Origin of the sequence: Enterococcus sp. CR-Ec1, from assembly GCF_002850555.1 — a bacterium.
Lineage (GTDB): Bacteria > Bacillota > Bacilli > Lactobacillales > Enterococcaceae > Enterococcus_D > Enterococcus_D entomosocium.
The window spans coordinates 952,764-966,766 of the sequence record NZ_CP025223.1; the positions used below are offsets into that span (position 1 = coordinate 952,764).

At 41.9% G+C, this 14,003-nt stretch carries 12 protein-coding genes; all 12 read left to right on the plus strand.

All coding sequences use genetic code 11. The features are described from left to right. Positions 1–3: 3 nt before the first annotated feature. The 12 genes from mraY (at position 4) to ileS (ending at position 13,791) form a co-directional block, all read left to right on the plus strand. On the plus strand, positions 4–966 hold the full coding sequence (gene mraY / locus CXM95_RS04470; RefSeq protein WP_005237283.1) for a phospho-N-acetylmuramoyl-pentapeptide-transferase: 963 nt from the start codon (positions 4–6) through the stop codon (positions 964–966). A 12-nt stretch (positions 967–978) separates the two neighbouring features. Next, positions 979–2,337, plus strand: a complete 1,359-nt coding sequence (murD, locus tag CXM95_RS04475; RefSeq protein ID WP_005237282.1) for a UDP-N-acetylmuramoyl-L-alanine--D-glutamate ligase — start codon at positions 979–981, stop codon at positions 2,335–2,337. Between the two features lie 15 nt (positions 2,338–2,352). Continuing rightward, complete coding sequence (gene murG, locus CXM95_RS04480) at positions 2,353–3,447, plus strand: undecaprenyldiphospho-muramoylpentapeptide beta-N-acetylglucosaminyltransferase (protein ID WP_005237281.1); 1,095 nt, start codon at positions 2,353–2,355, stop codon at positions 3,445–3,447. An 86-nt stretch (positions 3,448–3,533) separates the two neighbouring features. Beyond that, on the plus strand, positions 3,534–4,526 hold the full coding sequence (locus tag CXM95_RS04485) for a cell division protein FtsQ/DivIB (protein ID WP_005237280.1): 993 nt from the start codon (positions 3,534–3,536) through the stop codon (positions 4,524–4,526). Positions 4,527–4,679: 153 nt separating this feature from the next. Then, on the plus strand, positions 4,680–6,002 hold the full coding sequence (gene ftsA / locus CXM95_RS04490) for a cell division protein FtsA (RefSeq protein ID WP_005237279.1): 1,323 nt from the start codon (positions 4,680–4,682) through the stop codon (positions 6,000–6,002). A gap of 31 nt (positions 6,003–6,033) precedes the next feature. Further along, complete coding sequence (gene ftsZ / locus CXM95_RS04495) at positions 6,034–7,278, plus strand: cell division protein FtsZ (RefSeq protein WP_086299195.1); 1,245 nt, start codon at positions 6,034–6,036, stop codon at positions 7,276–7,278. A gap of 12 nt (positions 7,279–7,290) precedes the next feature. After that, entirely contained in the window at positions 7,291–7,962 is a 672-nt protein-coding gene (locus tag CXM95_RS04500; protein WP_008377340.1) for a YggS family pyridoxal phosphate-dependent enzyme, read from the plus strand. 16 nt (positions 7,963–7,978) lie between these two features. Continuing rightward, positions 7,979–8,632 (plus strand): cell division protein SepF, encoded by a 654-nt coding sequence (locus CXM95_RS04505; RefSeq protein WP_005237276.1) that lies wholly within the window; start codon positions 7,979–7,981, stop codon positions 8,630–8,632. A 26-nt stretch (positions 8,633–8,658) separates the two neighbouring features. Continuing rightward, on the plus strand, positions 8,659–8,922 hold the full coding sequence (locus CXM95_RS04510) for a YggT family protein (RefSeq protein ID WP_005228822.1): 264 nt from the start codon (positions 8,659–8,661) through the stop codon (positions 8,920–8,922). An 18-nt stretch (positions 8,923–8,940) separates the two neighbouring features. Continuing rightward, positions 8,941–9,723 carry a YlmH family RNA-binding protein gene (locus CXM95_RS04515; protein ID WP_086372687.1) on the plus strand — a complete coding sequence of 261 codons (783 nt, stop codon included), beginning with the start codon at positions 8,941–8,943 and terminating at the stop codon, positions 9,721–9,723. Between the two features lie 20 nt (positions 9,724–9,743). After that, positions 9,744–10,499, plus strand: coding sequence for a DivIVA domain-containing protein (locus tag CXM95_RS04520; protein WP_005237274.1), 756 nt, complete (start codon positions 9,744–9,746; stop codon positions 10,497–10,499). 496 nt (positions 10,500–10,995) lie between these two features. Further along, positions 10,996–13,791, plus strand: a complete 2,796-nt coding sequence (gene ileS / locus CXM95_RS04525; RefSeq protein WP_086299197.1) for an isoleucine--tRNA ligase — start codon at positions 10,996–10,998, stop codon at positions 13,789–13,791. The last annotated feature ends 212 nt before the right edge of the window (positions 13,792–14,003 follow it).

A 14,003-nucleotide genomic window follows, 5' to 3' on the forward strand; every position in this document is an offset into this window, starting at 1 on the left:
AATATGGAATGGACAGAGATGATATTACCTTTGGCAAGTGGCTTTGCGATCGTAACAGCCACAATGCCTTTGTTTATCGGCTATTTTCAAATGAAGAAATACGGACAGGAAATACGTGGTGACGGCCCCAAATGGCACAATGTAAAGGCCGGTACACCAACGATGGGTGGGTTTGTATTTTTGATTTCTGCAATGATCACTGCCATCTGGGTAGGAGCATGGCAAAATCAATTGACTGCTTCATTGTTCATTCTTTTGTTCATTACCTTGGTTTATGGTGCATTAGGATTTCTTGATGACTTCATCAAGATTTTCCGCAAACGAAATATGGGGCTGAACTCGTTGCAAAAGCTGATTGGACAGATTTTAGGCGGACTCGTCTTTTACTTTGTTTTCCGATCCGAAGGCAATGCGGATGTACTGAATTTCTTTGGGATAGACGTGTCGCTATCGATTTTTTATGGCTTGTTCGTCATTTTTTGGCTTGTTGGTTTTTCAAATGCAGTCAACTTGACGGACGGTATCGATGGGCTAGTCGCAGGACTGGGCACGATTTCTTTTTCAACTTACGCACTGATTGCTTGGCGACAAGATCAAATCGATGTGTTAATCGTTTGTCTTGCGATCATCGGCGGATTGATCGGCTTCTTTCCCTACAATCGCAAACCGGCAAAAATCTTTATGGGGGATGTCGGCTCACTGGCTTTAGGCGGTCTGCTGGCAGCTATCTCGATTCTTTTACACCAAGAATGGACCCTATTGCTTGTCGGACTGGTCTATGTTTGTGAAACAGCAAGCGTGATGCTGCAAGTTGCCTCATTCAAATTAACAGGCAAACGAATCTTCAAGATGTCACCCATCCATCATCATTTTGAAATGAGCGGATGGTCTGAGTGGAAGATCGACACTGTGTTTTGGTGTATCGCGTTAGGTTGCTCTTTGCTCACAATAGCCCTTGTATGGTAGGAGATGAAGAAAATGAAAAAAATTACAACATATCAAAATAAAAAAGTTCTTGTGCTAGGATTAGCGCGTAGTGGATTCAGTGCGGCCAAATTGTTACATGATTTGGGCGCACTTGTGACCGTTAATGACGGAAAGCCATTTGCTGAAAATCCAGAAGCACAAGATCTTTTGGCTTTAGGGGTCAAAGTGATCACTGGCAGCCACCCGATTGAATTATTGGATGAAGGATTTTCGCTAGTCGTTAAAAATCCAGGGATCCCCTATTCACAACCTCTTGTTCAAAAAGCTTTAGAGAAAAAAATTCCTGTGATCACGGAAGTGGAACTAGCGTATCAAATCTCTGAAGCGCCGATTATCGGTATTACTGGTACGAATGGAAAAACCACCACAACGACTATGATCGCCAATGTCTTGAATGCTGGAATGGAAAAAGGACAGGCATTGCTTTCTGGAAATATCGGGTTTCCTGCAAGTTCCGTTGCTCAAACAGCTAAGCCTGAAGATCGCTTGGTGATGGAGCTTTCAAGTTTCCAATTGATGGGAATCGATACCTTACGGCCGAAAATCGCTGTCATCACGAATATATATGAAGCCCATATCGATTACCATGGTAGTCGCCCGGAATATGTCTTAGCAAAATGGCGCTTGCAACAACGAATGACCGCTGACGATTATTTAGTGATCAACTGGAACCAACCGGAACTAGAAGCACTGTCGGCCAAATCAAAGGCGAAAATCATTCCTTTTTCCACCAAGGAAAAAGTAGCAGGAGCATATATGCTTGATGGGATGCTCTACTATAAAGAAGAAGCAATTATGGCAGCGGAGGAACTTGGCGTACCAGGGGCACACAATATTGAAAATGCCTTAGCGGCGATCGCTGTTGGAAAACTTTGCAATATGCCAAACGAAGCAATCAAACAAGCGTTGCAAACCTTCACTGGGGTACCTCATCGGACCCAGTATGTCACCACCATCAATCAGGTGAAATTTTTCAATGATTCCAAAGCAACCAACATCTTAGCAACAGAAATGGCCTTAGGCGGTTTTGACAATGAGAAATTGGTCTTATTGGCAGGCGGCTTGGACCGTGGCAACAGTTTTGATGAGTTGGTTCCAGCACTAAAAGGACTCAAAGCTATCGTAGTGTTTGGAGAAACAAAAGAAAAATTAGCCTCAGCCGCTCAAGCAGCTGGCGTAAAAACGATTGAAATGACAGACAATGTTGAAACAGCCGTCCCAGTTGCCTTTTCTTTAAGTGCTGCTGGAGATACGATTCTATTGTCACCGGCGAATGCAAGTTGGGATCAATACCCTAATTTTGAAGTTCGCGGCGACAAATTTATGGCGGCAGTAGCAGAACTTAAATAGAAATGAGTGAAGGACATGAAAATACTTGTGACTGGCGGCGGTACTGGCGGCCACATCTATCCAGCGTTGTCTTTTGTCGATTACGTAAAAGAGATTGACCCGACAGCCGAATTTTTATACATTGGTGCAACAAGGGGCTTAGAGAATAAAATCGTCCCTCCAACAGGTATTCCTTTTAAAACGTTAGAGATCCAAGGCTTTAAGCGTAAGCTGTCTTTTGATAACGTAAAAACGATCCAGCTTTTCATGAAAAGCTATTATGCAGCAAAGAAAATCATCAAGGAGTTTCAACCGGATGTGGTGATTGGCACCGGCGGCTATGTTTCTGGCGCCGTGGTCTTTGCTGCAGCGAAGTTGAAAATACCTACCATTATTCATGAACAAAATAGTGTTCCTGGAATCACCAATAAGTTTCTAACCAAGTATGTGGATAAAATCGCCATTGCTTTTCACGATGCTTCTCAATACTTTCCAGCGAAGAAAACGGTGCTTGTGGGCAATCCCAGGGGGCAAGAAGTACGGAATAGTCAAAAGTCGACGATTTTGTCTTCTTACGATTTAAATCCGGCGAAAAAAACGGTTTTGGTTTTTGGTGGGAGTCAAGGAGCTCTGAAAATCAACCAAGCGATCATTGATGCGCTGCCGCTTTTTGCTCAAAAAGAGTATCAGTTACTTTATGCATCTGGCGAAAGGTATTACAAAGAGATCGAAGAAAAAATCGGGATGTCAAAAGATGCTTTCCCTAATATCAGTATTCGTCCCTATATCGATCAAATGGCAGAAGTGATGGCAAATAGTGATTTGTTGATTGGACGAGCAGGTGCCACATCGATTGCCGAATTTACGGCATTAGGGATTCCAGCAATTCTGATTCCTAGCCCTTATGTGACTAATGACCACCAAACAAAGAACGCCCAAAGTTTAGCTAATGCAGGAGCAGTCAAAATGATTGCCGATCATGAACTAAACAGCCAAAACCTCGTGGAAGCAGTAGATAGTATCATGCAAGATGAAGCCCTTCGTAGTAAGATGGCCAAAGCCTCAAAAGAACAAGGGATCAGCGATGCCTCAGAACGATTATTTCGACTTGTGCAAGAGGTAATCAAATAGTACAATGTGTGGGATAGAAAGGAGCGATTATCATTAGTAAAGACAAAACACCTCATGATGATCAAACCCCCTCGTCAACGGAAGAGTTGACCCCTTGGCAAAAAGAAAATCTAAAATATTTGCAAGAAAAAGGCAATCAGCCAGCTTGGTCTTCACCCGCTTCTGAAGAAACAGAAGACATGAAAGAAGCGCATGAAGATGAAGAGGAGTTGGCAGAAGAAGCACTTTTTGAAGCAGAACAAGCGATAGAAGAAACCGACGCTGGGAAAGAAGAGCTGCCTGAGCCAGAAAAAAAGGCTCGCTCCTTTGCTGATCGGCTACCTAATCTAAAGGCGTACCGCAATCAAGTATTGATTCGCCGTTTAGCGCTGATTATCGGTTTACTGATGATTCCTTTGCTGATTGTTTTGTATTTTGTTTCGCCGCTTAGTCGTTTGGCTAATGTGGTGGTCAAAGGCAATCAAGAAGTATCCGCAGAAGCGATTCTCAAAAATTCTGACCTAGCCGTCAATGAAGAGATGTGGCCGCAATTTTTTGAACGGAATCAGAGTGTAGCAGCAATCAAAAAAGAATTGCCGCGCATAAAAAATGCTTCTATTTCTTTATCTGGTATTAATCGTTTTGATATCACTGTCACTGAATTCCAGGAAGTGGCTTTATTAGCCAAAGATGGCGGCTATGCACCAGTTTTGGAAAATGGCGCTGTTTTGGATGATATCAGTGAGCAGCCAGAGGAAGGATTGCCGGTTTTAGAAAATTTTTCGGCTGAAGACAAAATCAAGGCGACACTCAGTGCCTATCAAGAATTAAGTTCAGAAATTCGAGATGGCATTTCTCAAATCAAATACACCCCCCGTGACAGCAATGATGAACTGTTAACTCTCTTTATGAATGATGGCAATCAAGTGATTGTCAATATCTCAAATATGGTGAGTCAAATGCAGTATTATCCGCAAATTGCCAAAGATTTGACCGAGGACAGTATTGTGGATATGGAAGTTGGGATCTTTACTTATCCAATTTCAAATACACAAGAAGACGATGCAGACGAAAATCAAACAGCTGATAGTGATTCTTAGGAAAAATTCAAGAGTTTTTTTCATTAACTTGTTTCTAAAAAGCGCCATTATATGGTAGAATTGGTAACAGTGAACAAATTATTCGAATGAACTCTAAAAACGGACTGTGATGGTTCGCTATATATCCAATTTAAGTAGGAGGGAACCCCATCCATGGCAAAAACGGGAATGTATGTTGGCCTTGATATCGGCACGACATCTGTAAAAGTTGTAGTAGCCGAATACGTTGACAGCCAAATGAATATCATTGGTGTAGGAAATGCAAAATCAGAAGGAATCAACCGTGGCATCATTGTAGATATCGATAAAACGGTACAAGCCATTCAAAGAGCAGTAAGACAAGCAGAAGAAAAAGCAGGAATTCAAATTCGCAGTGTAAGTGTTGGTGTACCAGCCAATCTTCTTGAAGTGGAAAATTGTCAAGGGATGATCGCTGTCAACAGTGAATCAAAAGAGATCACCGACGAAGACGTCCGCAATGTTGCTTCCGCAGCACTTGTACGTTCAACCCCTCCTGAAAGACAGATCATTGCTATCTTACCGCAAGAATTTACAGTGGATGGTTTTGAAGGGATCAAAGATCCTCGTGGCATGATCGGTGTTCGCCTAGAGATGTTTGGTGTGGTTTATACAGGTCCAAAAACCATCATTCACAACATTCGTAAATGTGTGGAAAAATCTGGTCTGATCGTTAATGAAGTAGTCATTACGCCATTAGCACTGACAGAATCGATTTTATCTGATGGTGAAAAAGACTTTGGTACGATCGTTATCGACATCGGCGGCGGCCAAACGACGACATCAGCGATGCACGACAAGCAATTGAAATTTACCCATGTGAACCAAGAGGGTGGCGAATTTGTCACAAAAGACATTTCGACAGTTTTAAATACCTCCTTCAACAATGCAGAAGCGTTAAAAATCAATTATGGGGATGCGTATCCTGAACGGACGTCCGCTAGTGAAGAATTTCCAGTGGATGTGATTGGGAAATCAGAACCTGTGAAGATCGATGAACGCTATTTGTCAGAAATCATCGAAGCACGTATGGAACAGATTTTTACCAAATCAAAAGAAGTCTTAGATGAAATTGATGGACTTGATTTGCCAGGTGGCGTGATTTTGACTGGTGGTGCTGCAAGCCTGCCGGGTGTCGTAGATTTGGCTCAAGAAGTATTCGAAACAAACGTTAAGCTTTACGTTCCTAATCATATGGGACTTAGAAATCCTGTATTCACCAATGTAATCAGTATCGTTGACTATTCAGCAAACTTAAGCGAAGTCTATCAGCTTGCCAAAAGTGCGATCACTGGTGAAAAAACAGTCGCGCAACAGCCCGTTGCCATTCAACAACAAGAAGTGCATTACGAACAATATGAAGCTCCAGAAGAAACTTATGAAGAAACAGAAGAAGAGAAAAAAGGTGAGTCGATCACAAACCGAGTAAAAGATTTCTTCTCAAATATCTTTGAATAATCTAAAACGATTCTCAGGAGGAAGATAAACTATGGAATTTTCAATTGATAATAACATCAATGACGGCGCTGTGATCAAAGTCATCGGAGTCGGCGGTGGTGGCGGCAACGCAGTAAATCGTATGATCGAAGAAAATGTCAAAGGCGTAGAATTTATTGCAGCCAACACTGACGTTCAAGCATTAAAAAATTCAAAAGCAGAAACAGTCATTCAATTAGGCCCTAAATATACCCGTGGTCTTGGTGCTGGTTCACAACCAGAAGTTGGTCAAAAAGCAGCAGAAGAAAGTGAAGATTCTATTCGTGAATCATTAGAAGGCGCGGATATGATTTTCATTACCGCTGGTATGGGTGGCGGAACCGGGACCGGTGCTGCACCGATCGTAGCTAAAATTGCCAAAGAAATCGGCGCATTGACAGTCGGCGTCGTTACTCGTCCGTTTACATTTGAAGGACCAAAACGCGGCCGTTTTGCTGCTGAAGGAATCGCTAAATTAAAAGAGAATGTCGATACCTTATTGATCATCTCAAACAACCGTTTGTTAGAAGTTGTTGACAAGAAAACGCCAATGCTTGAAGCATTCCGTGAAGCAGACAATGTCTTGCGTCAAGGGGTTCAAGGGATCTCAGACTTGATCACTGCACCTGGCTATGTCAACTTAGACTTCGCTGATGTGAAAACAGTGATGGAAAATCAAGGCACCGCTTTGATGGGAATCGGCGTTGCTAGCGGCGAAGAACGCGTGATCGAAGCAACGAAAAAAGCAATCTCTTCACCATTGCTAGAAACATCGATCGATGGTGCTGAACAAGTGCTATTGAACATCACTGGCGGATTGGACATGACTTTATTTGAAGCACAAGATGCTTCTGATATCGTCGCTCATGCGGCAACAGGTGATGTAAATATTATTTTAGGTACATCAATCAATGAAGACTTAGGCGATGAAATCCGTGTGACTGTCATTGCAACTGGCATTGACCCTTCTAAAAAAGAACGTGGGTCTCGCTCTAACAGACAAAGTCAAAGCCAAATTCATTCTATCCCACAAAAACCAACCTTAGATATGGACCAAGCGCGTCCTGCACAAGCAGAAGAAAGCAATGGTTTTGGTGATTGGGATATCCGTAAAGAACAAAATGTACGACCTAAAGTAGAAGAAAACACATTTGAAAATGTAGAAAAGAAAGAATTCGACACCTTCAGCCGTGATGAAGTACGCTCGAATGATGACGACGAATTAAGCACACCACCATTTTTCCGTCGTAAACGCTAGGGGGCAGAGCACATGATTTCTGAGAACTTGCACAAGATCCAGCAAGAGATACAGGACTCCTGTGCTCTTGTTTCTAGAAATGCCAGTGAGGTCTGTTTGACAGCTGTGACAAAATCCGTCGATACAGAAACGACAAGAGAACTTCTAGAAAATGGTGTGCGTGATTGTGCAGAAAATCGAGTAGAAAAGCTACTTGAAAAAAAGGCAGCATTAACTGATTACCCAGATGTCCGTTGGCATTTTATTGGTAATTTACAGCGCAGAAAGGTAAAATCAGTTATAAATGAGATTGATTTTTTCCATGCGTTGGATTCAATCAAACTGGCACAAGAAATTCAAAAACGAGCAGAGCATCCGATCAACTGCTTTGTGGAAGTGAATGTTTCGCAGGAAGCAACGAAACAAGGGATTTTCGTAGAAGAGGTGGTGGCTTTTATTGAAGCACTCGCTTCGTTCGACAAAATTCGTGTTGTTGGATTGATGACGATGGCCCCGCTCACTGCTTCCAAAGACGAGCAGCATCAGATTTTCAAAGAATTAAAAAGGATTCAACAACAGATCGCTGACCTGCATCTTACACATGCCCCTTGCTTAGAAACGAGTATGGGAATGAGTAATGACTTTCCCATTGCGATTCAAGAAGGCGCAACATTTATTCGTGTAGGAACAGCATTATTTCAATAAAAAAGGAGGTTGACCGATGTCGCTCAAAGAGAAACTGACCAATTTTTTTGGATTGACTGACGAAGAAGATTATTATGAAGAAACATTTGCCACTGAAGAACCGGCACGCACGGCAGCGAAACCAGCTGTGAACCAAGGAGGAGCTTTTACCGCCCCTAGAACAACAGCGAGTACGCGTGCTTCTAGCCAAGCGGCTTCTTATACAACAAGTCAACCACAAAATCAAGCCTATCAATACAGACAGCAGCCTCAAACTGCTGCCTATCAACAATCCTCAGCGGCGGCTGAACGAGTAAGATCGGTGCCTAAGACGGAAGAAAAAGTCGTTCCAATGGCGCAACAAAGAACTAATACGAGAGTCAAAGACACAAAAGCAAAAGAAACTTCTCCACAAATGGCTGGAAAAATAACGATCGTAGAACCACGCGTTTATTCAGAAGCTATGGGGATTGCGAAGCAAGTCATCAATGGAGATGCTGTACTTGTTAATTTTCATTTAATTGAAGAGTACCAAGCTCGTCGAATAGTTGATTTTTTAACAGGAACAGTGTACGCTGAAGATGGTGATATCAAGCGTGTTGGCGATGAAATTTTTCTTTGCACGCCTAAGGGTATGGAAATTGAAGGCACTGCCCAAACATTAGCAGATACCAATTTTTTTGATATCTAAAGTGAGGAGGAACGCCAATTTTATTCTTGAGATTCGTTAAATTACTGAGTGATGCTGTTTATCTGTATACCATTTTATTAGTGATCTATGCACTTTTGTCTTGGTTTCCAGGAGGGTATCAGTCCGCTTTTGGCCGTTTCTTAGCAAAAGTGTGTGAACCGTATTTGAGTTTATTTGATCGATTGAAATTAAGTTTTGCTGGTATCGATTTTACGATTGCATTTGCAATTATTGTCTTACAGCTAGCATCACAAGCATTGATATTGATCCTACAATCAATTTTATTTTAACGTAAGGGGTGGTTATCGGTGAACGCAAATGTCTATCAACATTTTCGAAACGATGAACGCCCTTTTATTGATTCCGCTCAAGGATGGATCGAACAAGTGCAAATGCAGTATGCGCCTTACTTGACTGATTTTTTAGATCCGAGACAAGCGTATATCTTAGAAAGTTTGATTCGTCAATCAACGGATTTAAGTTTCCGCTTTTTTGGTGGATATGAAGCTGCTGAGAGACGACGTTGTTTGATTTATCCCGATTACTATGAGCCCACCACCGATGAGTTTGACATGACTTTATTTACGATTCAATACCCGAAAAAATTTACGGTGTTGAGTCATGGAAAAGTTTTAGGCACATTAATGGGGACTGGAGTCAAGAGGGAATACTTTGGAGACATTCTTTCCGATGGTGAAATATGGCAAGTATTCGTTGCCACTGAAGTCAGTCATTTTATTCAACTCCAAGTGGATAAAATCGGCAACGTATCCGTTCGATTGGAAGAAACAAGATATACCGATTTGATCGTGCCTAAAGATGGCTGGACCGAGGAAAGAGAAACGGTTAGCTCATTGCGTCTTGATACAGTGATCTCTGCCGTATACAACATCTCACGCCAGCGTTCGAAACAGTTGATCGAATCAGGAAAAGTAAAAGTAAACTGGACAGAAGCATTACGACCAGATTTTGTTCTGGATTTACTGGATATCATTTCGGTAAGAGGATTTGGTCGGATTCAAATACAGGGGTTAGAAGGAACCACGAAAAAAGAAAAAGTTAGATTGTTATTAGGTGTATTACGTAAATAAATCAAAGAGGTGTATAGAATATGGCATTAACTCCATTAGACATTCAAAATAAAAACTTTTCAGTAAAAATGAGAGGCTACAACCAAGATGAAGTCGATGACTTCTTGGACATGATCGTTCGTGATTATGAAGAAGCCGTTCAACGCAATCGTGAGTTAGAAAAATCGTTGAAACACGCAGAAGAAAAACTTGAATATTTCAATGAATTGAAAGATGCCTTGAATCAATCCATTATCGTGGCTCAAGATACGGCGGATAAAGTAAAAACAAGCGCAAGCAAAGAATCAGAAGTAATCGTTACTTCTGCTCAAAACCGTGCGGATGAAATGGTTGCTACTGCAGAAAAACATGCGCATGCCTTGATGACCTCAGCGGAAGAAAAAGCCAAAGAGATTTTGACGGATGCAACCGACAATGCCCGTCAATTGGCGACAGAAACAAATGACTTGAAGAAGAAAACCAGAGTCTTCCATAACAACTTATTAGTTATGTTGCAAACGCAATTAGAACAAGTGAAGAGTCCTGAGTGGGAAGAAATTTTGGCGCCATTTTCAAGCTATGTACAAGATTCCCACCAAGTGATCAGAGAAGTTTTGTCAAAAGAACTTGACAGTGAAAATGGTTCTGGAGTAAACTCAGAAGCAGTGGAAACATTTGATGTGGACATTGTTGAATCAGATGAAAAAATCGTTGATGTAAGTGAAAGCCCTGAAGTGAAAACATTAGATGATGCGAGAAACTTATTAGACGAATTGAACAAGACAGATAACAACTAAGACACAGAACAGAAAAATTTCTTATATTTTTCAAGCGAGTTTGGGAGAGTGGAAGCCAAATAAAACCCTGTAAGAAATCAGATCATCTGTGAGTTGCGTTCTTGAAAGAGCTGACTTTTCAAAGACTCGAGTAGAGAACGACGCCTGATCCCGTTACCGATCATCAAAGAATTGTCAACCGACAATAAAATTTGGGTGGTACCACGAACACGTTCGTCCCTTACCAGGGACGGACGTGTTTTTTGCTGTGAATCACTGCGATTGGTCCGCAAAGCGGAACAGAGCAGATGATGAACAGTACTAGGCGACCGCCGGGAGCGTAGTAACCAAATTAGGAATCACGCTGATCAACTGTTAACAATCAGTGAATCCTAAATGCATTGAGTTTATGGCAACCAATCCATTTGACAGGTTCAATAGAAGCAATCGGTTGATCGAGTCGATGGATTTTGAAACTATACCAAAACGTTGAGAGACGAAAAGGAGCGAAACAAGAATGAAAATGAAAGAAACACTGCATCTTGGAAAAACCGCTTTTCCAATGCGAGGCAACTTGCCGAACCGCGAAGTGGATTGGCAAAAAGAATGGGAAGAAAATCAATTGTATCAACGTCGTCAAGAATTAAATGAAGGCAAGCCAACCTTTGTCTTACACGATGGCCCTCCCTACGCAAATGGAAACATCCATATTGGACACTCATTGAACAAAATCAGTAAAGACATCATCGTACGTTCCAAATCGATGTCAGGTTTCCGTTCACCTTATGTACCTGGTTGGGATACTCATGGTTTGCCGATCGAACAAGTACTGACCAATAAAGGAATCAAGCGCAAAGAAATGAGCTTGGCAGAATATCGGAAAAAATGTGAAGAATATGCTTTGACACAAGTGGATACACAAAGAGCTGATTTCAAACGTTTAGGCGTTTCTGGTGACTGGGATCATCCATATATCACATTGACACCAGACTATGAAGCAGCAGAAATCCGCGTGTTCGGAAAAATGGCAGAAAAAGGATACATCTACAAAGGATTGAAACCAATTTACTGGTCACCATCTAGTGAATCATCATTAGCAGAAGCTGAGATCGAATACAAAGATGTGAAATCACCATCGATCTATGTGGCTTTCCCAGTAGCAGATGGCAAAGATTTGCTTGATTCAGATACATCTTTTGTTATCTGGACGACGACGCCATGGACCTTACCAGCGAATCTAGGAATCTCTGTGAATCCAACCTTTGCCTATGTTCAAATCTTGGCCGATGGCCGCAAATTCGTCGTGGCAAAAGATTTATTAGAAACCGTGACGAATGAGATCGGTTGGGAATCTGTCGAAGTATTACAAGAATTGGCTGGCGATCAATTGGAAAAAATGACGGCACAACATCCTTTTTATGATCGTACGTCTTTATTGATGTTAGGGGACCATGTGACATTGGATGCCGGTACTGGTTTGGTCCACACTGCACCAGGACACGGGGAAGATGACTACATCGTCAGCAAAAAATATGGTCTAGATGTCTTATCACCAGTCGATAGCCGTGGGGTCTTCACAGAAGAAGCACCAGGATTTGAAGGGGTCTTTTATGACAAAGCCAATCCAATGATCACTGAGCTTTTAGAAGAAAAAGGAGCCCTACTAAAACTAAACTTCTTTACTCACAGCTATCCACATGATTGGCGGACGAAAAAACCAGTCATCTATCGGGCAACACCACAATGGTTTGCGTCTATTGATAAGTTCCGTCAAAATATTTTGGATGAAATCGAAAAAGTAGATTGGATCATTCCATGGGGCAAAACTCGTTTATACAATATGATTCGCGACCGCGGCGACTGGGTGATCTCTCGTCAACGTGCGTGGGGTGTTCCGTTGCCAATCTTTTATGCAGAAAACGGCGAAGCCATCATTACGCCTGAAACGATCGAGCATGTGGCAAACTTGTTTGCTGAACATGGTTCAACGATTTGGTTTGAAAAAGAAGCAGAAGAATTACTGCCAGCTGGCTTCACGCATCCGGGCTCACCAAATGGCAAATTCTCGAAAGAGACTGACATCATGGATGTTTGGTTTGATTCAGGTTCTTCTCACGAAGCCGTGTTACGTCAACGTCCAGAATTGACGTTCCCAGCTGACATGTACTTGGAAGGTTCTGACCAATATCGTGGGTGGTTCAACTCAAGTATCACGACTAGTGTTGCGATCAATGAAGTCGCACCATATAAAGCCGTCTTGTCTCAAGGCTTCACCTTAGATGGCGAAGGTCGCAAGATGAGTAAATCTCTTGGTAATACCATTGCACCAGAAAAAGTGATCAATCAAATGGGTGCGGATATTTTGCGTCTTTGGGTCAGCAGTGTTGACTACGAAGCGGATGTCCGAGTGTCTATGGATATCTTGAATCAAGTGTCAGAAGTCTATCGGAAGATTCGCAATACCATGCGTTTCTTATTAGCGAACACGAGTGATTTTGATCCAGCAAAAGACAGCGTACCTTTTGAAAACTTGCGTTCTGTCGATAAATACATGATGGTTCGTTTGAATCAAACGATCAAAACGATTCGGGAAGATGGCTATGAAAAATATAACTTCTTGCATATTTACCGGACAGTCATCAACTTCTTGACAGTCGATATGTCTTCCTTCTATTTGGATTTTGCAAAAGATGTCGTTTATATCGAAGCTGAAAATGATTTCCAACGCCGTGCTATGCAAACTGTCTTTTATCAAACAGCGGTTGCATTGACGAAATTATTGACACCGATCATTCCGCATACCGCAGAAGAAATCTGGTCACACTTGAAAGAAGAAGAGGAATACGTACAGTTAGCGGAGTTCCCTGGCTATGATACATTTGCTAACCAAGAAGAACTGCTCGATCTTTGGCGGGCCTTCCTTGATTTCCGTGACAATGTCTTAAAAGCATTAGAAGAAGCGCGTAATGCAAAATTGATCGGAAAGTCCTTTGAAGCGAAAGTCACTGTTTATCCAACTGAGCCAGTTGCGGCATTGCTAAAAGCTATCGATTCAGATATTGCACAACTGCTGATCATTTCACCAGACTTCTTAACGATCAAAGAAGTCGGTGAAGCAGCTCCTGAAGCGGCATATCAATTTGAGGATGTGGCGATCTTAGTTGAAAAAGCCGAAGGGGAAGTATGTGAACGTTGTCGCCAAGTCCGGGTAGATGTTGGTGTAGAAGAGCAACTGCCAACACTTTGTGGGCATTGTGCAACCATCGTCAAAGAAAACTATCCCGAAGCAGTTGCAGAAGGCTTTGAAAAATAATAGAACGAAAAAAGATGACCCATTGCGGGTCATCTTTTTTGCGCTTGCTCATTCTTATTCCTTGAGAATGGGAGAAAAACGCACGTTTCTGACATGAATATGAGAAAATAGGTGGCAATTGATAACGATTCTCATTTGTTTGTAATAATTTTTCGACAGTTTATTGTATAATAAAAAAACCTTACTAGACGAAGTTTCTTCCTTAAGGTCTG

What these genes read in the sequence shown, in the direction of transcription:
- murG (WP_005237281.1), top strand. Translation starts at nt 2,353, where the DNA reads ATGAAAATACTTGTGACTGGCGGCGGTACTGGCGGCCACATCTATCCA.
- ftsZ (WP_086299195.1), top strand. Translation starts at nt 6,034, where the DNA reads ATGGAATTTTCAATTGATAATAACATCAATGACGGCGCTGTGATCAAA.
- murD (WP_005237282.1), top strand. Translation starts at nt 979, where the DNA reads ATGAAAAAAATTACAACATATCAAAATAAAAAAGTTCTTGTGCTAGGA.
- CXM95_RS04505 (WP_005237276.1), top strand. Translation starts at nt 7,979, where the DNA reads ATGTCGCTCAAAGAGAAACTGACCAATTTTTTTGGATTGACTGACGAA.
- ftsA (WP_005237279.1), top strand. Translation starts at nt 4,680, where the DNA reads ATGGCAAAAACGGGAATGTATGTTGGCCTTGATATCGGCACGACATCT.
- CXM95_RS04500 (WP_008377340.1), top strand. Translation starts at nt 7,291, where the DNA reads ATGATTTCTGAGAACTTGCACAAGATCCAGCAAGAGATACAGGACTCC.
- mraY (WP_005237283.1), top strand. Translation starts at nt 4, where the DNA reads ATGGAATGGACAGAGATGATATTACCTTTGGCAAGTGGCTTTGCGATC.
- ileS (WP_086299197.1), top strand. Translation starts at nt 10,996, where the DNA reads ATGAAAATGAAAGAAACACTGCATCTTGGAAAAACCGCTTTTCCAATG.
- CXM95_RS04520 (WP_005237274.1), top strand. Translation starts at nt 9,744, where the DNA reads ATGGCATTAACTCCATTAGACATTCAAAATAAAAACTTTTCAGTAAAA.